General features: G+C 72.6%; 25 protein-coding genes. 11 read left to right on the top strand and 14 right to left on the bottom strand.

Annotated elements, in window-relative coordinates; all coding sequences use genetic code 11:
- Positions 1–7: 7 nt before the first annotated feature.
- On the bottom strand, positions 8–361 hold the full coding sequence (locus Plo01_RS19790) for a DUF5955 family protein (protein ID WP_203892126.1): 354 nt from the start codon (positions 359–361) through the stop codon (positions 8–10).
- A complete protein-coding gene (locus tag Plo01_RS19785; RefSeq protein WP_203892125.1) occupies positions 358–2,136 on the bottom strand; it encodes an AbeC-like domain-containing protein in 1,779 nt (592 codons plus the stop codon). The genes Plo01_RS19790 and Plo01_RS19785 overlap by 4 nt, the downstream gene beginning before the upstream one ends.
- 156 nt (positions 2,137–2,292) lie before the next feature.
- Here Plo01_RS19785 and hemW point away from each other — a divergent pair, with 156 nt between their 5' ends.
- Positions 2,293–3,507 (top strand): radical SAM family heme chaperone HemW, encoded by a 1,215-nt coding sequence (gene hemW, locus Plo01_RS19780; protein ID WP_203892124.1) that lies wholly within the window; start codon positions 2,293–2,295, stop codon positions 3,505–3,507.
- Between the two features lie 15 nt (positions 3,508–3,522).
- On the opposite strand, the gene Plo01_RS41030 is transcribed toward hemW, so the two are convergent.
- From Plo01_RS41030 to Plo01_RS19765, 3 genes are read right to left on the bottom strand one after another with little or no spacing between them, the layout of a single operon-like run.
- A complete protein-coding gene (locus tag Plo01_RS41030) occupies positions 3,523–4,287 on the bottom strand; it encodes a DUF4870 domain-containing protein (RefSeq protein WP_203892123.1) in 765 nt (254 codons plus the stop codon).
- 25 nt (positions 4,288–4,312) lie between these two features.
- Entirely contained in the window at positions 4,313–5,128 is an 816-nt protein-coding gene (locus tag Plo01_RS19770; protein ID WP_203892122.1) for a DUF3097 domain-containing protein, read from the bottom strand.
- 59 nt (positions 5,129–5,187) lie between these two features.
- Positions 5,188–5,961 carry a hypothetical protein gene (locus Plo01_RS19765; RefSeq protein ID WP_203892121.1) on the bottom strand — a complete coding sequence of 258 codons (774 nt, stop codon included), beginning with the start codon at positions 5,959–5,961 and terminating at the stop codon, positions 5,188–5,190.
- A 188-nt stretch (positions 5,962–6,149) separates the two neighbouring features.
- Between Plo01_RS19765 and hrcA the strand changes: the two genes are divergently transcribed.
- Genes hrcA through Plo01_RS19750 form a run of 3 tightly spaced genes read left to right on the top strand, consistent with a single transcriptional unit; the run spans position 6,150 to position 9,043 of the window.
- Entirely contained in the window at positions 6,150–7,163 is a 1,014-nt protein-coding gene (gene hrcA, locus Plo01_RS19760; RefSeq protein WP_203892215.1) for a heat-inducible transcriptional repressor HrcA, read from the top strand.
- A gap of 12 nt (positions 7,164–7,175) precedes the next feature.
- Entirely contained in the window at positions 7,176–8,315 is a 1,140-nt protein-coding gene (gene dnaJ, locus Plo01_RS19755; protein ID WP_203892120.1) for a molecular chaperone DnaJ, read from the top strand.
- Positions 8,312–9,043 carry a 16S rRNA (uracil(1498)-N(3))-methyltransferase gene (locus tag Plo01_RS19750; protein ID WP_203892119.1) on the top strand — a complete coding sequence of 244 codons (732 nt, stop codon included), beginning with the start codon at positions 8,312–8,314 and terminating at the stop codon, positions 9,041–9,043. The genes dnaJ and Plo01_RS19750 overlap by 4 nt, the downstream gene beginning before the upstream one ends.
- Before the next feature lie 68 nt (positions 9,044–9,111).
- On the opposite strand, the gene Plo01_RS19745 is transcribed toward Plo01_RS19750, so the two are convergent.
- Positions 9,112–9,762, bottom strand: a complete 651-nt coding sequence (locus Plo01_RS19745; protein WP_203892118.1) for a hypothetical protein — start codon at positions 9,760–9,762, stop codon at positions 9,112–9,114.
- Positions 9,759–10,238, bottom strand: coding sequence for a SigE family RNA polymerase sigma factor (locus Plo01_RS19740; protein WP_203892214.1), 480 nt, complete (start codon positions 10,236–10,238; stop codon positions 9,759–9,761). The genes Plo01_RS19745 and Plo01_RS19740 overlap by 4 nt, the downstream gene beginning before the upstream one ends.
- A 285-nt stretch (positions 10,239–10,523) precedes the next feature.
- Between Plo01_RS19740 and Plo01_RS19735 the strand changes: the two genes are divergently transcribed.
- The 6 genes from Plo01_RS19735 to era all read left to right on the top strand — a co-directional run bounded on the left by Plo01_RS19735 (position 10,524) and on the right by era (position 15,621).
- Positions 10,524–10,877 (top strand): histidine triad nucleotide-binding protein, encoded by a 354-nt coding sequence (locus Plo01_RS19735; RefSeq protein ID WP_203892117.1) that lies wholly within the window; start codon positions 10,524–10,526, stop codon positions 10,875–10,877.
- A 119-nt stretch (positions 10,878–10,996) separates the two neighbouring features.
- Complete coding sequence (locus tag Plo01_RS19730; RefSeq protein WP_203892116.1) at positions 10,997–12,061, top strand: PhoH family protein; 1,065 nt, start codon at positions 10,997–10,999, stop codon at positions 12,059–12,061.
- Positions 12,062–12,145: 84 nt separating this feature from the next.
- Positions 12,146–12,628: an rRNA maturation RNase YbeY gene (gene ybeY, locus Plo01_RS19725; protein ID WP_203892115.1), complete on the top strand. Its 483-nt coding sequence runs from the start codon at positions 12,146–12,148 to the stop codon at positions 12,626–12,628.
- On the top strand, positions 12,625–13,929 hold the full coding sequence (locus Plo01_RS19720; RefSeq protein ID WP_203892114.1) for a hemolysin family protein: 1,305 nt from the start codon (positions 12,625–12,627) through the stop codon (positions 13,927–13,929). The genes ybeY and Plo01_RS19720 overlap by 4 nt, the downstream gene beginning before the upstream one ends.
- 421 nt (positions 13,930–14,350) lie before the next feature.
- Positions 14,351–14,683, top strand: a complete 333-nt coding sequence (locus tag Plo01_RS19715) for a cytidine deaminase-like protein (protein WP_203892113.1) — start codon at positions 14,351–14,353, stop codon at positions 14,681–14,683.
- Between the two features lie 17 nt (positions 14,684–14,700).
- Positions 14,701–15,621, top strand: coding sequence for a GTPase Era (gene era, locus Plo01_RS19710; RefSeq protein WP_203892112.1), 921 nt, complete (start codon positions 14,701–14,703; stop codon positions 15,619–15,621).
- Positions 15,622–15,709: 88 nt separating this feature from the next.
- Here the strand turns inward: era and Plo01_RS19705 are convergent, their stop codons facing one another.
- The 7 genes from Plo01_RS19705 to Plo01_RS19675 all read right to left on the bottom strand — a co-directional run bounded on the left by Plo01_RS19705 (position 15,710) and on the right by Plo01_RS19675 (position 21,564).
- A complete protein-coding gene (locus tag Plo01_RS19705; protein WP_203892111.1) occupies positions 15,710–16,192 on the bottom strand; it encodes a hypothetical protein in 483 nt (160 codons plus the stop codon).
- A gap of 239 nt (positions 16,193–16,431) precedes the next feature.
- On the bottom strand, positions 16,432–17,241 hold the full coding sequence (locus tag Plo01_RS19700) for an urease accessory protein UreD (protein ID WP_203892110.1): 810 nt from the start codon (positions 17,239–17,241) through the stop codon (positions 16,432–16,434).
- Between the two features lie 148 nt (positions 17,242–17,389).
- Positions 17,390–18,181, bottom strand: coding sequence for an urease accessory protein UreG (ureG, locus tag Plo01_RS19695; protein ID WP_203892109.1), 792 nt, complete (start codon positions 18,179–18,181; stop codon positions 17,390–17,392).
- A gap of 48 nt (positions 18,182–18,229) precedes the next feature.
- Positions 18,230–19,141 (bottom strand): urease accessory protein UreF, encoded by a 912-nt coding sequence (locus Plo01_RS19690; RefSeq protein WP_203892108.1) that lies wholly within the window; start codon positions 19,139–19,141, stop codon positions 18,230–18,232.
- Positions 19,142–19,152: 11 nt separating this feature from the next.
- Positions 19,153–20,868, bottom strand: a complete 1,716-nt coding sequence (locus Plo01_RS19685) for an urease subunit alpha (protein ID WP_203892107.1) — start codon at positions 20,866–20,868, stop codon at positions 19,153–19,155.
- Positions 20,858–21,265 (bottom strand): urease subunit beta, encoded by a 408-nt coding sequence (locus tag Plo01_RS41330; RefSeq protein ID WP_203892106.1) that lies wholly within the window; start codon positions 21,263–21,265, stop codon positions 20,858–20,860. The genes Plo01_RS19685 and Plo01_RS41330 overlap by 11 nt, the downstream gene beginning before the upstream one ends.
- Positions 21,262–21,564: an urease subunit gamma gene (locus Plo01_RS19675; RefSeq protein ID WP_203892105.1), complete on the bottom strand. Its 303-nt coding sequence runs from the start codon at positions 21,562–21,564 to the stop codon at positions 21,262–21,264. The genes Plo01_RS41330 and Plo01_RS19675 overlap by 4 nt, the downstream gene beginning before the upstream one ends.
- A 527-nt stretch (positions 21,565–22,091) precedes the next feature.
- Between Plo01_RS19675 and Plo01_RS19670 the strand changes: the two genes are divergently transcribed.
- A complete protein-coding gene (locus tag Plo01_RS19670; protein WP_203892104.1) occupies positions 22,092–22,967 on the top strand; it encodes a transporter substrate-binding domain-containing protein in 876 nt (291 codons plus the stop codon).
- Positions 22,968–22,978: the final 11 nt, after the last annotated feature.

Raw genomic sequence — 22,978 nt, 5'->3', positions numbered from 1 at the left:
CCCGAGGTCAGAGGATCAGGTTGGTGAGCGCCGCGACGGCCTCGGCGATCGCGGCGACCGAGGTGACCCGGCGGGCGATCCTGCCCAGGGAGTCGGACAGGTACTCGCGATCGGGCTCCTCCTGCTGGAGCTCGGTCTCGATCCCGTCGGCGTCCCTCAGCACCGGCCGGGGGTCGCCCAGCTCGTCGGCGTGCCGCTGCGCCAGCTCGCGCACGAGGGTGAGCAGTTCGGCGGCCCGGTCCACATCCACGCCGCCGGAGTCCGCGCCGATGTTCTGGACGGCCCGGGCGCCGGTCCCCGCGGCCATGGGGCCGTTGAAGACGCCCCCGGTGATCTGGAAACCGCTGTTGCTCCCGGTCATTTGCCACTCCCGTTCTGGGTCGCGTGCGCTCCGGACCCGGCGGCGACCGGGCCGTTGAAAGTGCCGCCGGTGATCAGGGCGCCGTAGTTGGTCAGGGTCGCGGCCTGGGCGCGGTACCCGCTGGTGTCGACGTCCTTGGCCTCCAGATAGTCGAGGACGGCCTCCGTCAGCCGCCGCTCGATCAGCTTGGAGTACTTGTCGGCGTCGAGGATCTGGGTGAACCGGTCCTCCCGGAACTCGGCGCCCAGCTCGCGCACGCTCAGGCGCGCGCCGAAGGGATAGACCGGATAACGCGCCGGATTCCGCGAGGCCCGGTTGGCCCGCGCCATCCGGACGACGGTGCGCACCAGCCTCCCGGGGGCGAACATCGCGTCCGCGGCGAGCTCCGCGGGGGCGTGGACGAGGGCGCGCCAGACGACGCCGGGCTTGGTGAGGACGGGCAGCTCGTCCACGATGTGGAAGTAGTCGCGGACCGGAGGCAGGACGGTGACCACGAACTGCGTGTAGAGCATCCGGCCCTCGACGGCGAGGTGGATGAACGCCGAGACCACGAGCTCCTGGTCCTCGCCGGGCGCCAGCAGGTGGCCGGCGGGCGAGCGGACCTCGGGGGCCTCGGCGCCGATGGTGACCCGCTGGTAGTGCCTGAGACCGCCCTGCGGGTGGCGGGCGGCCGCCACGACGGTCTCCGGCGAGGCGGTGAAGTGCGGCAGCCCGCTGGAGGCGTCGATCAGCGGGTGGCTCTGGCCGCCCCAGTTCTGGGCGGTCGCGGAGCGCTCCCAGTCGAGCCGGGCGAAGGTCCCCCGTACGGCCAGGTGGTCGTTGATGTGCAGGCGGGCCACGCGCTCCGGCGCCGACGGCACGGCGTCGCGCATCTCCAGCAGCCGCTGCCTGACGAAGGAGTGGAGATCGATCGGGTCGATCTGCACGTGCTCGCGCGGCGTGGGCGAGGGGGCGTTGGCGCCGTCCGCCGTCCGGTCCATCTCCACCGTGATCGACCAGGAGCGGTGGATCCGGCCCGCGCCGACGAAGGGGTTCTCGGCCCCGTAGAGCGCGATGTTGCCCCACTGCGCGCGGGACACGTAGGACATCCGATCGGAGCGCCACAGGCTCTCCTCGACCCGCCCGCCGTCGGAGCCCGGGGCGAGGTCCACCGCCAGGGCGAAGTACCGCTGGACGCGGTAGCCGAGCGGGATCAGCACGGGGCCGAACACGAACAGCAGGTTCAGCAGGACGCCGGCCCCGATCAGGGCCACCACCACGGGGAGCGCGACGCCCTCCTGCGCGAACGTGCCGTCCTCCAGGTCGAAGGTCGACCGGGTGGCGTACGCCAGCCCTCCGATCACGCTCGCGCCGAGAGCGGTCAGGAGGGGGACGGCCACCCCCACGACCGTCCAGATCACCAGCAGCACGCGGACCAGCCGCGGTCCCCGGCGGATCCGGGGGAGGGTGAGCAGGGCGAGAGGCAGGAGGATGAACATCCACGAGACGACCACCCACGGGACCGTGAAGAGGAACACGATCATCAGCACGGTGGTCAGCCCGTCGCGGATCAGGGCCATCCGCTCGGCCCGCAGGGAATGCGCGACCACGGGCGTCAGGTCGGTCCCCCCGTAGGAGGGGGCGACCGCGCGGTAGCGGTCACCGAGGATCTCGTTGAGGACGTGGGTGCGGAAGCGGCTGTCGAGGTAGGAGCCGGCGCACAGGTAGCGGGTGGCGTTCGGCAAGGGGGGCGCCGCGGTGCGGTCGCCGGCGTCGGAGGCGACGGTCTGGCTCATCGGACTCTCCAGGATGTCTGGGGGCACACCGGAAGATCAGCGGAAACGGTAGCCTCGATCGCCCCCGGGGGAGGGGAGAACTCCTCAGTAAGTTGGTCCGGCAGGTGGTACGCGGGGCCGTACCGGGCATCGCGGCGGGGGCGGCAGACTTGGGAGGTGCCATCCACACTTCCCGACGGCGACCCCGTACCGCCCTCAGGCGAGCTGCCCGCGAGCGCGCTCGACGGCCTGGGCGGGCGGCCCTTCGGCTTCTACGTCCACGTGCCCTTCTGCGTGACCCGCTGCGGTTACTGCGACTTCAACACCTACACGGCCTCCGAGCTGGGGCCGGGCGCCTCGCACGCGGACTACGCCGCCACCGCCGTGGACGAGGTGCGGCGGGCGCGCGCCGTCCTCGGCGCCGCCGAGCTGCCGGTCGAGACCGTCTTCTTCGGCGGCGGCACCCCCACCCTGCTGCCCGCCCGGGACCTGGTGCGGATCCTGCGCGCGATCGACGAGGAGTTCGGGCTCGCCCCGGGCGCCGAGGTGACCACCGAGGCCAATCCCGAGTCCGTGACCCCGGGCTACCTGGAGGAGCTGCGGCGCGGCGGGTTCACCCGGATGAGCTTCGGCATGCAGAGCGCCCGCGAGCACGTGCTGAAGGTGCTGGACCGGCACCACACGCCCGGCCGCGCGGGCCAGGCCGTACGGGAGGCCAGGGAGGCGGGGTTCGCGCACGTCAACCTCGACCTGATCTACAGCACGCCGGGGGAGGACGACGACGACTGGCGGGCCTCGCTGGCGGCGGCGATCGAGGCCGGGCCCGACCACGTCTCGGCGTACTCGCTGATCGTGGAGGAGGGCACCCGGCTGGCCGCCCGGATCCGCCGGGGCGAGCTGCCGATGCCCGACGACGACGTGGCGGCCGACCGCTACCTCATCGCCGAGTCCATGCTCGCCGAGGCGGGGTTCCGCTGGTACGAGGTGTCCAACTGGGCGACCGCGGAGGCCGGCCGCTGCCGGCACAACCTGCTCTACTGGACCGGCGGCGACTGGTGGGGCGTCGGCCCCGGCGCGCACAGCCACGTCGGCGGCACCCGGTGGTGGAACGTCAAACACCCGGCGGCCTACGCCCAGCGGCTGGCCTCGGGCGTCTCGCCCGCGCACGCGCGCGAGGTGCTGACGCCGGAGGACCGCGCGGTGGAGCGGATCATGCTGGAGCTCCGGCTGGCCGACGGCTTCCCGCTGGCCGAGCTCGACCGGTCGGCGGTGGTCGCCCGGGCGCTGGCCGACGGCCTGCTGGAGACGGAGCCGTTCAAGCGGGGCCGCGCGGTGCTCACGCTCCGCGGCCGCCTGCTGGCCGACGCCCTGGTGCGCGACCTGGTCAGCTGAGCCGCGGCCGGCCCGTCAGCTGACGAAGCGGATGTTCATCGGGTAGCGGTAATGGTCGCCCCGGTTGGCCGCGACGGCGGCGAGGATCATGAAGATGATCGACCCGATCCAGACCGCGAATATCAGCACGAAGCCGATCAGCACGAACGCCAGCACGAAGCAGACGATGTAGGCGATCATCAGGGCGAGCTGGAAGTTGAGCGCCTCGGCCGCCTGCTCCCGCACGTAGCGGGACTGGTCCTTCTTCACCAGATAGATCACCAGGGGGCCGACGAAACCGGTGAGCAGGCCCAGCAGGTGGGAGATCATGGCCATGGTCGTGTCGTCGCTGCCGGGACGGGGACCGGGCACGCCCGGGCCGTACGGGTCGTAGCCGTAGGGAGCGGGGGAACCCGCGCCGTAGGCGCCCGGTGCGCCGTAGCCACCGGGAGCGCCGTACCCGCCGGGGGATCCGTAGTCGTGGCCGCCCGGTGCGTCGTAGCCGGCCTGGTAGTAGGGGCGCGGCGGGGCGCCGGGGTACTCGCCCTGGCCTGCCGTGCCGTACGGCGAGCCGGCCGGCGGCGGGTACGCCTGACCGGGCGGCGGGTACCCCTGGCCGGGCTGGGAGTATCCCTGGCCCGGCTGGGTGTACCCCTGGCCCGGCTGGGTGTACCCCTGGCCGGACTGCGGGTGTCCCTGGTACCCCTGGCCGGGCTGGGTGTGGCCGGGACCCTCGGCGGGGTGGGGCGTCCGGTCGTCGTCCTCGCGGCGGTACCGGTTCTCCTCGGAATTCTCGCTCATCACTTCTCCGGTGGCTGTCTGCCGGTCAGTCGTCCGCGCCGGGAGCCGTCACGAAGTCGATCAGCTCCTCCACCGGGGCGAGCAGTTCCGGTTCCAGGTCTGCGTATGTTTTGACGGCGCCGAGAATGCGGCGCCAGGCGTCGGCGGGCTCCAGTTTCCAGCCCAGGGCCGAGATGACCCCTTCCTTCCACGGCACGCCGCGCGGCACGGACGGCCAGGCCGCGATCCCGAGCACCGAGGGCTTGACCGCCTGCCAGACGTCCACGAACGGATGGCCGGCCACCAGCACGTGCGGCGAGGAGACCAGAGCCGCGATCCGGCTCTCCTTCGACCCGTCGACCAGGTGGTCGACGAGCACCCCCAGGCGGCGGCCGGGGGCGGGGCCGAACTCCCCGACGATCGCGGGCAGATGGTCGACGCCCTCCAGGTATTCCACCACCACGCCCTCGACACGCAGGTCGTGACCCCAGATCTTCTCCACGAGCGCGGCGTCGTGCACGCCCTCGACGTAGATCCGGCTCTCCCGGGCGACGCGGGCCCGCAGCCCCTCCACCGCGAGGGAGCCCGAGGCGCTGCGCCGGGGGCCGCCGGGGGCGGCGGCGGGCCGTACCAGCGTCACGACCTTGCCCTCCAGGAGGAACGCGGCGGGCTCCAGCGGGAACACCCGCCGCCGCCCGAAGCGGTCCTCCAGCGTGACGGCCTCCTTGTCGCAGGCCACCACCGCGCCGCAGAAGCCGCCGGCGGCGTCCTCCACGACCAGGTCGAGCTCCGCGGGAACCTGCGGGATCGTCCCCTTGAGGGGGCGCCGCCAGTTCCCGGCCAGCACGTCACGCTCGTACATCACCGGCCGCCTGCCCTCTCTCGCGGGAGATCACAGGGGGACGGTAGCAAACCGGACGGTCACCCGCCGTAGGGCGAGCCCCAGGCCCCGGCGCTCGCGGCGGCGGCGCGCTTGCGGGCGCCGCTCCGCTTCACCAGCACGACGATCGTCACGACGATGGCCAGCAGGATGCCGACGGCCGGTACGCCGATGAGCAGGAGGGCGCTTCCGACCAGCGATTCGGCGGCCACCTCCTTGCCGATGCCGAACTTGGCCGTGGCGCCGTCCGCGACGTCGCAGACGATCTTGTGCTCTCCGCCCTGCTTGGCGTCGATCCGCAGGCCCATCTCCCAGGTGACCCCGTCGGTGCCGGCGACGACCGTCTCCACGGCCGGGCGCGCCAGCTCGCCCTGGGGGGTGCCCTCCTGGAAGCGGCACTCGAACGCGGTCCCCGCGGCGGCGGAGACGTAGAGGGCGGGCCGCTCCGTGGTCTCGGCCGTCGGGTCCGCCAGATTCACGGTCATGACCTCGCCGGGGTTCACCGCGGTGGTCGGCGCCGCGTCGGTGACCGTGCTGAAGATGCTGCCGATGGAGCCGCCGACGCCGACGACCACGGCGAGCACCGCGACCAGCCAGGCGCCCACGATCCAGCCGATCCCGGGCTTGATCTTCGGGGGCGGGCCCTGGGGGGCGCCGTAGCCGGGCGGCGCGTAGCCGTAGGGGCCGCCGGGAGCGCCGGGGCCTGCGGGGTGCTGCTGGTTGCCGTACTGCTGGCCGCCGTACGGCTGCGAGGACTGGGGGGTGCCGTAACCGGGCGCGCCACCACCCGGTGGGGTTCCGAAATTGTGGGACATGTTGCTAAGTGTGCCTTCTGTCGCTTGTCGTCCGATAGCAACTCGCTTAACTGCGGCTTGGATCCTCCTGCGGCGGTGTTATCGCACCTTGTGGACGAGAGCCGTACACTTGGCACTCGGGAAGACAGAGTGCCAAGCCTGGTGTTTTCCCGGCAGGTACGCAGGGTCCGGGCAGGGAGGTGAGCGCGTTGGTCGACGACCGCAAGCTCGCGGTACTTCGCGCCATCGTCGAGGATTACGTGTCCACCAACGAGCCGGTGGGGTCCAAGGCCCTCGCCGAGCGTCACAACCTGGGGGTCTCGCCGGCCACCATCCGCAACGACATGGCGATGCTGGAGGAGCAGGGCTACATCGCCCAGCCGCACACGAGCGCGGGCCGGGTGCCCACGGACAAGGGCTACCGCCTGTTCGTGGACCGCCTGTCGCAGGTGAAACCGCTGTCGGGCGCGGAGCGCAGGGCCATCGAGTCCTTCCTGGCCGGCGCGGTGGACATCGACGACGTCGTGACCCGCACGGTGCGGCTGCTGGCGCAGCTCACCCGGCAGGTCGCGGTGGTCCAGTACCCCACTCTCACCAGCTCCACGATCCGGCACATCGAGCTGGTCCCGCTGACCGACCGCCGGCTGATGTTCGTGCTCATCACCAACACCGGCCGCGTCGAGCAGCGCGTGGTCGAGTCCGCCGAGGCGGTCGAGGAGAGCCGCGTCGCCCACCTGCGCGCGATGCTCAACGCCTGCCTGGACGGCTGCGGTCTCGCCGCCGCCCCGGACCGGGTCGCCGACCTGCCCGAGAAGCTGCCCGCCGAGGACCGGCCCCTGGCGGCCACCGTCCTGTCGGTGCTGCTCGAATCGCTGGTGGAGCGGCATGATGAGAAGATCGTCTTCGCCGGGACCGCCAACCTGGCGGGGGCCGACCTCAGCGTCGGGCTCCGCGAGGTGCTGGAGGCGCTGGAGGAGCAGGTCGTGCTCATGCGCCTGCTCGGCGAGACCACCGACCAGTCCGCGCTGACCGTGCGGATCGGGACGGAGAACCCCTACACCGGACTCCAGGGCACGTCCATCGTGGCCGCCGGATACGGTTCAGGGGACAGGCAACTGGCCCGGCTGGGTGTGCTGGGCCCGACACGAATGGACTACCCGGTCACGATGGGCGCGGTGCGCGCGGTGGCACGCTACGTCAGCCAGATCCTGGCTGCATCCTAAGAGGTCAACTAAGTGGCTAAGAGTGACTACTACGGCACCCTCGGGGTGCGCCGTGACGCCAGTGCGGAAGAGATCAAGAAGGCGTATCGCCGGCTGGCGCGAGAGCTGCACCCCGATGTGAACCCCGATCCTGAGACACAGGAGCGGTTCAAGGAGATCACCCAGGCCTACGAGGTCCTCTCCGACCCCGGCAAGCGGCAGATGTACGACATGGGCGCCGACCCGTTCGCCGCCGCGGGCGGACCGGGCGCCGGGGGCTTCGGGGCCGGGTTCCCCTTCAGCGACATCATGGACGCCTTCTTCGGCACGGCCACCGGGGCCGCGCGCGGTCCCCGCACCCGCGCCCGCCGGGGCCGCAACGCCACCATCCGGGTCGAGCTGGACCTGAGCGAGGCGGCGTTCGGCACCACCCGCGAGCTGGTGGTCGACACCGCCGTGGTGTGCGACGTCTGCACCGGTTCGGGGGCCGCCGCCGGCACCCACCCCGACACCTGCGACGTGTGTCACGGCCGCGGCGAGGTCTCCCAGGTCACCCGCTCCTTCCTGGGCCAGGTCATGACCTCCCGGCCCTGCCCCCAGTGCGGCGGGTTCGGCTCGATCATCCGCCACCCCTGCCAGGAGTGCTCGGGCGACGGACGGGTCCGCACCCGGCGCACCATCAAGGTCCGCATCCCGGCGGGCGTGGAGGACGGCACCCACATCCAGCTCGCCGGCGAGGGCGAGATCGGCCCCGGCGGCGGCCCGCCCGGAGACCTCTTCCTGGAGATCGTCGAGCGCCCGCACGAGATCTTCGAGCGCCGTGGCGACGACCTGCACTGCACGGTGCAGATCCCGATGACCGCGGCCGCGCTGGGCACCTCCCTGACCGTGGAGACGCTCGACGGCGGCGAGGAGATCGACATCCGGCCCGGCACCCAGTCGGGGCAGACCATCCCGCTGTACGGCCGCGGCGTCCAGCGCCTCAACGAGACCGGCCGCGGCGACCTGCTCATCCACGTCAACGTCGAGACGCCGCTCAAGCTCGACCCGGTCCAGGAGGAGCTCATGCGCGAGCTGGCCAAGCTGCGCGGCGAGGAGCGCCCGCCCGGCAAGTTCGCCCCCGGACAGCAGGGCTTCTTCTCGCGGCTGCGGGACGCCTTCAACGGCCGATGACGGCCCCCGTCTTCCTGGCCGACCGGACCGACCTGGCGCGGGAGGAGTTCACGCTCGGCGGTCCCGAGGGGCGCCACGCGGCGGCCGTACGGCGGCTGCGCGCGGGTGAGCGGCTCGACCTGACCGACGGCGCCGGCGCCGTGGCCGAGTGCGAGGTCCTGGACGCCGGCAAGGACTCCCTCCGGGTGCGGGTGCTGCGCCGCCACGAGGTGCCCGCGCCCGCGCCGCGGCTGGTCGTGGTGCAGGGACTGCCCAAGGGCGACCGGGGCGAGCTGGCCGTGGAGATGATGACCGAGACCGGGGTCGACGTCATCGTGCCCTGGGCCGCCTCCCGGTGCGTCACCCAGTGGAAGGGCGAGCGCGCCGCCAAGTCCCTGGCCCGCTGGCGATCCACCGCGCGGGAGGCGGGCAAGCAGGCACGCCGCTTCCACCTGCCCGAGGTGGCCGAGCTCGCGACCACGGCCGGGGTCGCCGCGCTGCTGTCGGCCGCCGCGCTGGGCGTCGTGCTGCACGAGGAGGCCGACGCGCCGCTGTCCGGGCTGGAGCCGCCCGGCGCGGGTGACATCGTCGTGGTCGTCGGCCCCGAGGGCGGGATCTCCGCGGAGGAGCTCGCCGCCTTCCGGGAGGCGGCGGCCGTGCCGGCGCTGCTCGGGCCGACGGTCCTGCGGACCTCCACGGCCGGGATCGCCGCGGCGGCGGTGCTTCAGGCCCGCACCGGCCGCTGGTGAGCCCCGGTCACAGGTGAGCCGCCGGTGAGCCTCCGGCCGCCGGTGAGCCCCGGCCGCCGGAGGACGGGTCAGCTGTTCGTCGGGATCGGGGTGGGGATCTCCGTCGGGGTCGGCAGCGGCTCGTCCGTGGGCGGGCACTCCTCGACCGGGCAGGGGGTCCCCGAGGGCACGACCGACTCCGAGGGGGTCGGGGCCGGAGCCTCGCTCTCCTCGCACTCGTCGAGCGGATCGCTCGGCTCGACCCTCGTGGGCTCGGCGGTCACCGTCAGGCAGGGAGTGGGCGTCGGGACGGGGGCCGTCGAGGTCGGCTGCGGGTTCGCACTCGGCGGCGCCGTCTCGACCGCCGTGGAGTCGGCGGACGGTGGCGCGCTGGGCTCGGTGGAGGGGGGGACGACCACGTTGTCGCTCGGGGCCGGCCGGGAGGTGCTGCCCGCCTCGGGGGGCGCCGTCGTCTCGACGGGGCCGACCTGCCCGGCGGGCTGGGCGAACTCCTGCACCTGCTCGCGGAGTCCGGGGACCACCATCACGATGGCGGCGGCGACGAGGATCGCCCCCACGACGGAGGCTCCGGCGCGCCACCACAGCAGCCCGCGGAGCCCGCGTCGTTCTACGCGAGCGCGGATGATCTCCAGTCCGTCGGGGGAGGGAACGACCGAGTCCGCCTCCGCGCTGAGGACACGGCGGAGCAGCTCGCCGTACTCGTCGGGGGCGTCGGTCATGACAGTTGCTCCAGTATGGTTCGGAGGGCGGCCATGCCACGTGCGGTGTGGCTCTTGACCGCGCCTTTGCTGATGCCCATGGCGTGGGCGATCTGCGCTTCGGACAGGTCCCCGTAGTACCGCAGAACCAAGGCCTCCCGCTGGCGCGCCGGAAGGCCGCGGAGCGCCTCGATGACGGCGGACCGCTCCAGTTCGCCGATCGCGCCGTTCTCGGCGCTCGGCGCGTCGGGCAGGCCCTTGGGCGCGTACTTCTCGACGACCGCGCGGTGCCGGAGCACGGAACGCGATCGGTTGACGACCGATTGGCGCAGGTAGGCGAGTGCCTTGTCGGGGTCGCGCAGCCTGCGCCAGGCGCCATGGAGGGCGACGAACGCGTCCTGCACGACTTCCTCCGCGGTTGCGACATCGCGGACGAGCAGCACGGCGAGGCGCACGAGCGACCGGTAGTGCGCGCTGTAGAGCGCGGTAACGGCCATGTCGGCATCCCACCCGACGGGCACCGCCCCGAGCGACCTGTCGGCCACGAGGGTCTCGGTGGTCACATCAATGGGACGCTCGGCATCCGCGGGGGGTTTACGCTCGTGCGGTTCAGGTTCATTAGGGGGCATGACCCAGTCGTGTCCTCGCCAGGCGGACTATTGGGCAAACTCGCAATTGCCTGCCGTCGCAAGTTTCGCACACATACCCTATCGCCGTGGATCTCCCTTCGCCGTCGGTGATTGGTTACCGATCTATGACGCTCACCGGGATAGGGTGCCCCCATGGTAAGTGAAGCCGACTGTCTGTTCTGCAGGATCGTGGCCAAGGAGATCCCGGCGGAGGTCGTCCACGAGACCGAGCGCACCCTGGCTTTCCGTGACATCGATCCCAAGGCGCCGACCCACGTCCTGGTCATCCCCAAGGGCCACTACCGGGACGCGGCGGCGCTGGCGGCCGCCGACGACGGGCTGGCCGACGAAGTGATCAAGACGGCGCACGCGGTCGCCGAGCAGGAGGGCGTCGCCGACTCCGGCTACCGGCTGGTCTTCAACACCGGGGCGCAGGCCGGCCAGACGGTCTTCCACGTGCACGGGCACGTGCTCGGCGGACGCGGCCTGACCTGGCCGCCCGGCTGAAAAACCCGAAAGCGCGATCATCTTCATCGCGGATACGATGACTGGTGAAGCGCCCCGCGGGGCGCTCGTCGAGTCCGTCGTCGATGTCTGGAGGCGAACAGGCCGCCGAAGGCCCGCCCATGTCCGAGCCAACCGATTCCAGCAGAACGTCACCGCCACGGGTCAAGGGACCGAGCCGGACCCAGGCGAAGGTGGTGATCCCGGACGACCACTCGATGCTCAGCCTGCTCGGCTCGGGCGACGAGCTGTTGCGGGTGATCGAGCGCGCCTTCCGCGCCGACATCCACGTCCGGGGCAATGAGATCACCATTACCGGCAGCCCCGAGGAGAGCAGCACCGTGGTGCGGCTCTTCGAGGAGATGTCCGAGCTCGTGCGCGGGGGCGCCGAGCTCACGGCGGACGCGGTGGAGCGCAGCATCGCCATGCTGCGCATGACGTCCGACCGTCCCGCCGAGGTGCTCTCCCTCGACATCATCTCCTCGCGCGGCCGGACCATCCGGCCCAAGACGGTGAACCAGAAGCGCTACGTCGACGCGATCGACAGGCACACCATCGTCTTCGGCATCGGCCCCGCCGGCACCGGCAAGACCTATCTGGCGATGGCCAAGGCCGTGCGGGCGCTGCAGGAGAAGAAGGTCAACCGGATCATCCTCACCCGCCCCGCGGTCGAGGCGGGCGAGCGGCTGGGCTTCCTGCCCGGCACGCTCTACGAGAAGATCGACCCCTACCTGCGCCCGCTGTACGACGCGCTGCACGACATGGTCGACCCCGACTCGATCCCCCGGCTGATGGCCGCGGGGACGATCGAGGTGGCCCCCCTGGCCTACATGCGCGGCCGTACGCTCAACGACGCCTTCATCATCCTGGACGAGGCGCAGAACACCTCGCCCGAGCAGATGAAGATGTTCCTGACCCGGCTGGGCTTCAACTCGAAGATCGTCGTAACCGGCGACGTCACCCAGGTCGACCTGCCCGGCGGAACGCAGAGCGGTCTGCGGGTCGTCCAGGGCATCCTCGACGGCATCCCCGACATCCACTTCTCCCGGCTGAGCAGCGCCGACGTGGTGCGCCACAAGCTGGTCAGCGACATCGTGGACGCCTACGGGCGCTATGACGAGACCCTCCGGCAGAGCGCGCCGCAGGCGATCAAGGGCGCGGTCAAGCGTCCCCGGGGAAGATCGTGAACAAGTGAGAGAACGAAGCGAACGAGCCAGTGGGCACCGCGAGCGAGTCCATGCGAGCTCCGCGCCGCCAGGCAAGGAGATCACATGAGCGTTGAAGTCAACAACGAGTCGGGCGTCGAGGTCGACGAGGGCGTCCTGGTCACGCTCGCCGGGCACGTGCTGGAGCGGATGGGCATCAACCCGCTCGCCGAGCTGTCGATCCTCGTGGTCGACGAGGACGCCATGGCCGACCTGCACGAGCGGTGGATGGGCGAGCCGGGGCCGACGGACGTCCTGGCCTTCCCGATGGACGAGCTCCGTCCGGGCGGCGGCGCCGGGGCCCGGCAGGAGGGCGACGCCCCCGCCGACCCGGCCCTCCTCGGGGACGTGGTGCTCTGCCCGCAGGTGGCCGCCAGGCAGGGGGCCGAGGCCGGGCACGGAACCGAGGCGGAGCTGGAGCTGCTGTGCACGCACGGCATCCTGCACCTGCTCGGATACGACCACGCCGAGCCGGAGGAGCACAAGGAGATGTTCGGCCTCCAGGGTGAGCTGCTCGAATCGTGGCGGGAGGTGCGCCCCCAGCGGTGAGTCTCGCCAACGGGTGGTTGTTCTCGGCCGTCGTCCTCGTCGTGGTCGGCGGCCTGATCGCCAGTGCGGAGACCGCGCTGACCCGCATCTCGCGGGTGCGCGCGGAGGAGTTCGCCCGTGAGGACCGCCGGGGGGCGGCGCGCCTGCAGGCGATCGTCGCCGACCCGCCGCGCTACCTCAATCTCCTGCTGCTGCTCAGGCTGACCTGCGAACTGGTCGCCACGGTGATCGCCACACTGCTGTTCATCGACTGGTTCGGCGACCAGGGCTGGGCCTACACCGCCGCGGCGGCGGTCATGGTCGTGGTCAGCTACGTGATCGTCGGGGTCTCCCCGCGGACGCTCGGCCGCCAGCACGCCGAGCCCATCGCGCTCGCGAGCGCTCCCGTCGTGTACGGCCTGACCCGCATCTTCGGCCCGCTCCCCAAGCTGCTCATCCTGATCGGCAACGCGGTGACGCCGGGCAGGGGGTTCCGGGAGGGGCCCTTCACCTCCGAGGCGGAGCTGCGCGACCTGGTCGACCTGGCGGAGGAGCGCAGGGTCATCGAGCCCGACGAGCGGGAGATGATCCACTCCGTGTTCGAGCTCGGCGACACCATCGCCCGCGAGGTCATGGTGCCCCGCACGGACATGGTGTTCATCGAGCGCGGCAAGACGCTGAACCAGGCGCTCTCGCTCGCCCTGCGCAGCGGTTTCTCCCGCATCCCCGTGGTCGGCGAGAACGAGGACGACGTCATCGGGATCGTCTACCTCAAGGACGTGATCCGCAGGGTGCAGGACACCGGGGAGGGCGTCCGCGCCGAGCCGGTCGAATCGATCATGCGCCCGGCCACCTACGTGCCGGAGAGCAAGCCGATCGACCAGCTGCTCCGGGAGATGCAGGCCCGCCAGATCCACCTGGCCATCGTCATCGACGAGTACGGCGGGACGGCCGGCCTGGTCACCATCGAGGACATCCTCGAGGAGATCGTCGGCGAGATCACCGACGAGTACGACCAGGAGGCTCCCCCGGTGGAGCAGCTGGAGGACGGCGCGGTCCGGGTGACGGCACGGCTTCCGGTGGGCGACCTGGCGGACATGTTCGGCGTCGAGCTGGACGTGGACGACGTGGAGACGGTCGGCGGCCTGCTGGCGCACGCGCTGGGCCGGGTGCCGATCGCCGGCTCCGAGGCGGTGGTGGAGGGGCTCAGCCTGACCGCCGAGAGCCTCGAGGGACGGCGCAACCGGATCGGCACGGTGCTCGTCCGGCGGACCGGCGCGGCCGAGCGGGACGCGGTCCCGGCCTCCGCCGAGCACGACTGAACCGCGCGCCGGGCGGTGCGGAGGAACCCGATCAAGTAGTTCTCAAGCGGACCGCAAGCGGTCCGCGCGACTCTTCTCCCGCGGCCCCGGTTACGCGGAGCCGGGGAGCGGTCTGAGCGCCGGGAGGGGTTCGCGGCGCAAGGACCACTCTCGGGGGGAAGGACGGAGGCGGTCTCCTAGCCGGACCGCAGGCCGCCCGACCAAGGGTGTCCTCGCCCGCGTCACGCGGGCGGGGGCGCCCTTTGGGTTTTCCGGGAGCGGCCGTTCCACCGGTGGGAGGAAAGCCGGCTGTGCGGCGGATCCCCGTCCCGCCGATGCGCGCCGGGGCGGCGGACCTCGACGCCGGACGCGCCGGGCCGCCGGCGCGGCTCCTCGCCGGGCGGGTGAACGGGGACGAGGAGAGCCTGAATACCCTTGTGCCGTGAGTGAGACGACCCTCGACCCCGAGGACAACAAGATCATTATCCTGGCGCGCTCGGCCCGGGCCCGCAACGGCGCCGCCGAAGGCGCCGCCGTACGCGACGAGACCGGCCGGACCTACTCCTCGACCAACGTGGCACTGCCCTCGCTGACGCTGTCGGCGCTGCAGGTCGCGGTGGCGATGGCGGTGTCCAGCGGCGCCAGGTCCCTGGAGGCCGCGGCGCTGGTCACGGCGGGCGACGGGCCGAGTGAGGCGGACACCCTCGCCGTGCGCGACCTGGGCGGCTCGATCCTGCTGGTGGCCGACCCGGACGGCACGCTGCGTCAGAGTTGAGCGCGACATCGGGGACAATGGAGGACGTGAGTTCCTCAGCTGCTGATTTCCGTGCGGGTTTCGCCTGCTTCGTCGGCCGGCCCAACGTCGGCAAATCCACGCTGATGAACGCGTTGGTCGGCACCAAGGTGGCGATCACCTCGTCCAAGCCGCAGACCACGCGGCGTGTCATCCGAGGCATCGTGCACCGCACGGACGCCCAGCTCATCATCGTGGATACCCCCGGGCTGCACCGCCCGCGCACGTTGCTCGGCGAGCGGCTGGACAGCCTGGTGCTGTCCACGCTCACCGAGGTCGACGTGATCGGCTTCTGCATCCCGGCCAACGATCCCATCGGCAAGGGCGACAGGTTCATCGCGGACAAGCTGGCGGCGGTCAAGAAGACCCCGGTCGTCGCCGTGGTGACCAAGTGCGACCTGGCCACCCGCGAGCAGATCGCCGAACAGCTGCTCGCGGTCTCCCGGCTGGCCGACTTCGCGGAGATCGTCCCGGTCTCCGCGCAGTCCGGGGAGCAGCTCGACGTGCTGGCCGACCAGCTGATCGAGCGGCTCCCGGAGAGCCCTCCCCTCTACGAGGGCGGGCGGCTCACCGACGAGCCCGAGCAGGTCTTGGTCGGTGAGCTCATCCGCGAGGCCGCTCTGGAGGGCGTCCGCGACGAGCTGCCGCACTCGATCGCGGTCGTCGTCGACGAGATGATGCCCCGGGAGGGCCGCGACGACCTGCTCGACATCTACGCGCACATGTTCGTCGAGCGTCCCTCGCAGAAGGCCATCGTGATCGGCCACAAGGGCACGCGGCTGAAGGAGGTCGGCAGCCGCGCCCGGCAGCAGATCGAGGCGCTGCTCGGCACCCGCGTCTACCTCGACCTGCGGATCAGCGTCGCCAAGGACTGGCAGCGCGACCCCAAGCAGCTGCGCCGCCTCGGCTTCTACGACTGAGACCGGGCCGGGGCCCGCGCTCCGGCCGCTCCCGGCCGCGACTGCGCGGGACCGTGCGGGGGTGACTGTGCGGGCGTGACGGACGCGGTCAGCGGCGGACCAGGGCGGTGATCCCCAGCGCGGCCACCGCCAGCGCCGCCGCGAGCGCGACGAACCAGCCGTACTCGACCGTCGGCTGGACCTTCACCAGGCCCCCGATGTCGATCGAGGCGTTCTCGGCCCTGCCCTGGGGATCGCTCAGGAAGATCATCAGGATCAGCGCGGTGATCGCGCCCGGCAGCGTCGCGAGAGCGGTGAGCCGCCGGCCGTTGGCGGCGCCCGCGACCCCCGTGGCCGCCATGGCGCCGAGCGCCGTCGCGACCACTCCGGAGATCAACGCGAGCACGCCCGACCAGTCGTCCACGCCTCGGATGCGCTCGCTCACCGAGCCGACGAAGACGATGTCGGCCTTGAACCCGGCCCAGGGCAGGAAGGCGGCCACCACGAGCAGGGCGCCCGCGGCGACCAGCGCGATCGGCAGGGCCCGGCCGGGTGCGGAGGCGGGCGCGGGGGCGGGGGTGGGATCGGCCATCGGCCCAGGCTAGTTTCCCGGCCCGGCCGCGGACAGGCGCCACACGCACAATCCACCCCGATCGTTCCTCACCCCGGCAACATGATCGCCGGGAGTGGAGGGCAGGCGGCTGATCGGCGCTGGAAGGGGCCGGGGCGGTTGGCCAGTGCGGGCGGGCCGGCTGGTCGGTCAGTTCGGGCCGGGGGGTCGGTTTGCGCGAGCGGGCCGGCTGGTCGGTCAGTTCGGGCCGGGGGGGTCGGTCAGAGCGAGAGCGCCTCCGTCTCACCCCGCTCCAGACGGCGGCGGAGCTCGGCCGCGTCCAGGGCGAGGGCGGAGACCAGGATCCCCGGCCCGGCCAGCGGCAGTGCGGCCCAGCCATCCCCGAGGATCGCCTCTCGGGTTCGGCGACCCCCGGCGCTCAGAGAGTCCGAGGTCCGGCCGCCGCCCGTGCGGGGGGTCTGCGGATGCCCGGCGGCTGCGCCGGGAGGACCGGCGATCAAGGTACTGCCCACGCAGCGGGCGTCGCCGTACACGGCGGGGCTGGCGTCGATCGCCGGGTCGCCCACGGTGAACTCCTGGCGGAGCAGCGGGAGGCCGCCGGCCACGGCGTCGAAGCGGGAACGGCAGCGGCCGGACGCCTCGCCGTACCTGCCGAAGACGATCTCCTCGCGCCAGAACACGCGGGCGTCCGGGGCCAGCTCCAGCCGTACCGTCATGCGGTGCAGGCAGCCCGCCGCGAGCACGGTCGGCTCCGGTGCGAACCGCAGCGACGCCCCCGCGCCGACCCGCGCGGTGACGGTCATGGACGACTCCTCCGGGGCGGAACCGGGACCCGGACCGGGGAGGACCAGGGTGCTGGCGACCGAGCGGACGTCGAGGACGGTGCCCGGCGCCACGTCGATGTCGAGGGCCAGGTCGTCGCCGCCGAGCGGTCCCGCGGCGGTGGAGACCAGGTACACCTGTCCCGGCCCGGTACGGCGCAGCGTGATCGGCGGAGCGGAGCTCATCGTGGCCAGCACGGTCCGCCCGCCGGGACCGGGCGCGGTGGCGAGCACGGCCCGCGCGGTCATCGACCGCCGCCGTGCCGCCGGAGCGGCAGGACCGGCCTGCGGGACGGGGCCCGGAAGGATCGGGGCGGTTTGCGGGGCGGGCGCCGGACCCGGCGGTGGTGCGGAGGCCGGGCCGGGCTGCCGGGCGGGTGCGGTGCGGGTCACGGCGTCAGACGGGGGTGCGGTCGCGACCGTGCCCGGGTTCGGGGGACCCGGTGTCGTGCGCGGAGGACTCGGGGGAGTCGGCGTCGTGGGCGTGGGCGTGGGCGTGGGCGTGGGCGTGGGCATGGGGGTGGGCGTGCCTGTGCTCGTGGGCCCATGCCTCGACGACTCCGGTGACCCACTCGGCCACCGCGTGCGCCTCCGGCTCCTGCCGGACCGAGGTGAACAGCACGGGCCTGCCTTCCCGTACGGCCGCCGCGTCGCGGGACATGACCGTCAGATCGGCGCCGACCATCGGGGCCAGGTCGGTCTTGTTGATCACGAGCAGGTCGGCCGTGGTGACGCCGGGACCGCCCTTGCGGGGGACCTTGTCGCCGCCGGACACGTCCAGAACGAAGATCTGCCGGTCGGCCAGGCCCCGGCTGAAGGTGGCGGTGAGGTTGTCGCCGCCGCTCTCCACGATCACCAGGTCGAGCGGGCCGAACCGTTCCTCCAGGGTCTCCACCGCGTCCAGGTTGGCCGCGATGTCGTCGCGGATGGCGGTGTGCGGGCAGCAGCCGGTCTGCACGGCGGCGATCCGCTCCGGGTCGAGCACGCCCGCCCTCCGCAGGAAGTCGGCGTCCTCGGTGGTGTAGATGTCGTTGGTGACCACCGCCAGGCGCAGGCTCTGACCGAGGGCGCGGCAGAGCGCGGCGGTCAGCGCGGTCTTGCCGCTGCCGACGGGCCCGCCGATGCCCAGCCGCAGCGCGCGGCCGTGCGGGTCCGGGGTGTGGTGGTGGTCCTCGTGGCTGGCGCCCATGAGGCACCGTCCTTTCGGGAGTCGAGGCGTGGCGGCCGGAGGGGAGGGTCAGGAGACGAACAGCCGGAGTCCGGCGCGCAGGTGCCGCTCGGCGAGCAGGTCCAGCGCGGGCGCCGAGTGGGCGGGAAGCTCCGCCCACGCGGAGGCGGTGGGGGCCGGGGACGGGGGAGGGGAGTCGGCGGTGTGGGCCGACGGCGCGGTGGCGGCCCGTTCCAGGCCGGGGGCGATGACGGTGGACACGGTTTGCTCCAGACCGGGGGTGACGGCGGCGGTGGCGGTGGAGGCGGTCCGTTCCAGGTCGGGGGCGAGGTCGGCGAGGAGCCGGTGGACCGCGACGGGATCGAGGCCGAGCAGGCGGACGGCGGCCGTCGCCGGGCCGGTGACCGACGTGTAGGCGGCGGCCAGCGCCGCCTCCTCCGGAGCGCACCCGGCCGCGCCCGCCGCCGCGCCGAGCGCAATCGGATGATGAGCGCCTTCCGGCACGGCCTCCGCCAGCCCGTCGAGGACCGGCGAGGGCCAGATCCGCCGGGCGGTCCGCAGCAGCAGCCGTCCCTGGACGCGGCTCGCCTCCCGCTGGGCGGGCGAGGCGGTCCGCGCGTCGGCCTCGGCGTCCAGCTCCGTCCAGCCGCCGAGGAGTCCTCCGGCAACGCCGGCCGCGGCCCGGCCCCGGGCCGCGGGACTCGGCATCCCCCGCTCACCGGCGTCGTCCCCGGCCGGGGCGCTCGCCGTGCCGGATCCGGCGGCCGGCGCGCTCAGCGCGCAGGCGGCCGCGGCGAGGCAGGCGGAGACCAGGCCGGAGGTGGCCAGGCGGCCCCGCAGGAACGCGGCCAGGGTGGGGAGGTCGCGTACGGTCCCCGCGGCGATGGCCGCCTCGGCGCCTCCCGAGTGGCCGTGGCCTCCGGCCGGGAGCCGGGAGTCGGCGAGCAGCAGCAGGGCGGCGTTCAGGGAAGGGGCGCTCATCGGCGGACGTCCTAGAACAGGAAGTAGCGCTGGGCCATGGGCAGGGACTCGGCGGGCGCGGGCTCGATCAGCTCGCCGTCGACGCGGACGGCGAAGGTGTCGGGGTCCACGTCGATCCGGGGCAGGGCGTCGTTGAGCGGCATGCTCTCCTTGCCCCGGCGGCGGACGTCGGCCACCGGCAGCAGGCGGCGCCGTACGGCCAGGCGGTCGGCCAGCCCGTCCTCCAGGGCCAGCGGGGCGACGAAGTGCACCGAGGTGGCGGCGGCGGTGACCGGGGCGGCCCCGAACATCGGGCGGGGCATGACCGGCTGCGGGGTGGGGATGGAGGCGTTGGCGTCCCCCATCTGGGCGTAGGCGATCACCCCTCCCTTGATCACCAGGTCGGGCTTGATCCCGAAGAAGGCCGGCGACCACAGGACGAGGTCGGCCAGCTTGCCGGGCTCGACCGAGCCGATCTCGCCGTCCAGGCCGTGGGCCACCGCCGGGCAGATCGTGTACTTGGCGACGTAGCGCCGGGCCCGGAGGTTGTCGCTTCCGCCGTCGCCGGGAAGCGCGCCCCTGCGGCGCTTCATCACGTGGGCGGTCTGCCAGGTACGGATGATCGTCTCGCCGACCCGGCCCATCGCCTGCGAGTCGGAGCCGATCATGGAGATCGCGCCCATGTCGTGCAGCACGTCCTCGGCGGCCATGGTGGAGGGCCGGATCCGGGACTCGGCGAACGCCAGGTCCTCGGGGATCGACGGGTTGAGATGGTGGCAGACCATCAGCATGTCGAGGTGCTCGTCGAGCGTGTTGACGGTGTGCGGGCGGGTCGGGTTGGTCGAGGAGGGCAGGACGTTGCCGTAGGCGGCCACCTTGATGATGTCCGGGGCGTGGCCGCCGCCCGCGCCCTCGGTGTGGTAGGCGTGGATCATCCGGTCGCCGATCGCCCGCAGCGTCGACTCCACGAACCCGGCCTCGTTGAGGGTGTCGGTGTGGATGGTCACCTGGGTCCCGGTGGCGTCGGCGACCGAGAGGCAGGCGTCGATGGCGGCCGGGGTGGTGCCCCAGTCCTCGTGCAGTTTGAAGCCCGAGGCCCCGGCCCGCAACTGCTCCAGCAGGCCCTCGGCGCTGACCGTGTTGCCCTTGCCGAGCAGTGCGACGTTGACCGGGTAGGAGTCGAGGGACTCCAGCATGCGGGCGAGGTACCAGGTCCCGGTGACCGTGGTGGCCTTGGTGCCCTCGGCCGGGCCGGTGCCGCCGCCGACGATCGTCGTCACCCCGGCGGCCAGCGCCTCGTCGAGGATCTGCGGGCAGATCAGGTGCACGTGGGAGTCGATCGCGCCCGCGGTCAGGATCTTCCCGTTGCCCGCGACGATCTCGGTGGACGGGCCGATCACCAGGTCGGGGTGGACGCCGTCCATGGTGTCGGGGTTGCCCGCCTTGCCGATCGCGGTGATCCTGCCGTTCCTGATCCCGACGTCGGCCTTGACCACGCCCCAGTGGTCCAGGATCACCGCACCGGTGATCACCAGGTCGGGGGCGCCCTCGGCCCGGGTGGTCCTGGCCTGGCCCATGGACTCGCGGATGACCTTGCCGCCGCCGAACACCGCCTCGTCGCCCGCGCCGGCCGGGCCCATCGCCAGGTCCTCGGTCACGGTGAGCAGGAGGTCGGTGTCGGCCAGCCGGATCCGGTCGCCGGTGGTGGGGCCGTACAGCGCGGCGTAACGCGCCCGCTCAATGAACATCGGGGCTCCCGTCGAGAGGTCCGGCCCACTCGGGGCGGAGGCCGGGGACGATGCGGCGCCCGGAGATCGGCACGAGCGTCACGTCCCGCTCGATGCCGGGCTCGAAGCGCACCGCCGTGCCGGCCGGGACGTCGAGCCGCATGCCCCAGGCGGTCTCGCGGTCGAAGTCCAGGCCGGGGTTGGCGGCGGCGAAGTGGTAGTGCGAGCCGACCTGGATCGGCCGGTCGGCGGTGTTGACGACCCTGAGGGTGCGGCGCTCCCGGCCGGGGTTGAGCGGGATCGGGGCCTCGCCGTACAGGATCTCGCCGGGGATCGGCGCCTCGCCGTGCAAGGGCTTGCCCGGGATCGGCTCCTCTTCGTGCAGGGGCTCGCCGGGGATCGGCGCCTCGCCGCTCATGGGATCGGCCGGTGGACGGTGACGAGCTTGGTGCCGTCCGGGAACGTGGCCTCGATCTGCACCGATTCCAGCATCTCGGGCACGCCGTCCATCACGTCCTCGCGCGAGAGCACCTTGCGCCCCGCGTCCATCAGCTCGGCCACGGTGCGTCCGTCCCTGGCTCCCTCCATCAGGAAGGAGGCGATGATCGCGGTGGCCTCGGGATGGTTGAGCCGGAGGCCGCGCGCCCTGCGGTCGCGGGCGACACCGGCGGCGACATGGATGAGCAGGCGTTCCTGCTCGTGGGGTGTGAGCCGCATTCCCGGACCATAGGAACCGGCCGTTTCCCCCGCGTTGCGCGCTGATGTCGCGCCGGTTTCCGGATCGGACGCTCCCCGCGGACCCGCCCGGCCGCGCGATTTGATCACTTCTTGATGACTGTCGCCGTTGACGATCGCGCCGCTTCCGGCCTCTGGCGTACCCTGCCCCAAGAATTCCGCGGAGGCGAGGGAATTCGGACCCGGAGGACGTCGTGCGAATCAGGAAGCCGAAGGCGAAGTCGGATTCCGGACCGGGTCATGAGACGTCCGCGGCGCCGCCCCTGACGGTGGTGGAGTCCCCGGACGCGACGGAGGAGTCCCCGAGGGAGCCGGTCTCCGGGAGCGGGCCGGGCGTCGGGAGTCAGACGGGTCCCGGGAGTCAGACGGGTCCCGGGAGTCAGGCGGGTCCCGGGGAGCAGCCGGATCCCGCAAGCCGGTCGGGCGCGGGTGGCAGGAGCTCTCTCGTCCGGCTCGCCGGCTGGCTCGCCGCCGTCCTGGCGGCGGCGGTCGTCGCGATCTGGAGCGTCGTGGAGACGGGACCGCCCACGGAGGCGGAACTGCTGGAACAGGCGGGCCTGAGCGGCCGGGACAGGCTCCTGGTCGGCGTGAAGGACGACACCCCCGGCATCGCGATCCGCAAGACGGACGGCACCTACGAGGGATTCGACATCGAGATCGCCCTCATGATCGCCGCGGACCTCGGATTCCGCGAGAGCGAGGTGGAGTTCCTGTCCATCGAGACCGAGGACCGGGCCCGGATGGTGGCCAGGAACGCCGCCGGGCAGCACGTCAAGGTCGACCTGGTGGTGGCCACCTTCAGCGTGACACCGGAGCGGCTGAGGGACGCCGCGATCGGGTTCTCGGCGCCCTACCTGGAGACGCAGCAGTCCGTCATCACGCGTAAGGGGCACCCCGCCGTCACCTCGCTGGCGCAGCTGAAGGGCAAGAAGGTCTGCACTCTCGGCGCCTCGACCTCCGAGCACCCGGCGAAGCAGGCCGGGGCCGACGTCACCCTGAGGAACCGGATCAGCGAGTGCGTCACCGGGCTCAAGGGGAAGGAGTACGAGGCGGTCACGACCGACACCGCGCTCATGGCGGGGTTCGTCCAGAACGAGCCGGACGACCTCGAGCACCACGACATCGGGCTGGAGGCCTCGGAGCAGTGGGCCGTCAACGTCGGGACCAACGAGGCGCTGCGCACCCTCGTCGACCTCTCGCTCCACCGCTCGGTCACCGACCCGCAGGACCGGCGCTGGGAGGACGCCTACGACAAGTTCGTCGCTCCCATGCAGCAGTACAACCCGGCGGAGCAGATCGCCAGCCGGGTGCAGCCGCCCGTCCCGGAGCCGGACGTGCGGCGCTGGCCCTGGGAGCGGGGGATTCCTCATCGCAAGGCCGGATGAGTGATCGGAGG

Source organism: Planobispora longispora (assembly GCF_016863135.1).
In the GTDB taxonomy this organism is placed as follows: domain Bacteria; phylum Actinomycetota; class Actinomycetes; order Streptosporangiales; family Streptosporangiaceae; genus Planobispora; species Planobispora longispora.
Note: the sequence above shows the minus strand (reverse complement) of the source record. Positions and strands in the feature narration are given on the sequence as shown.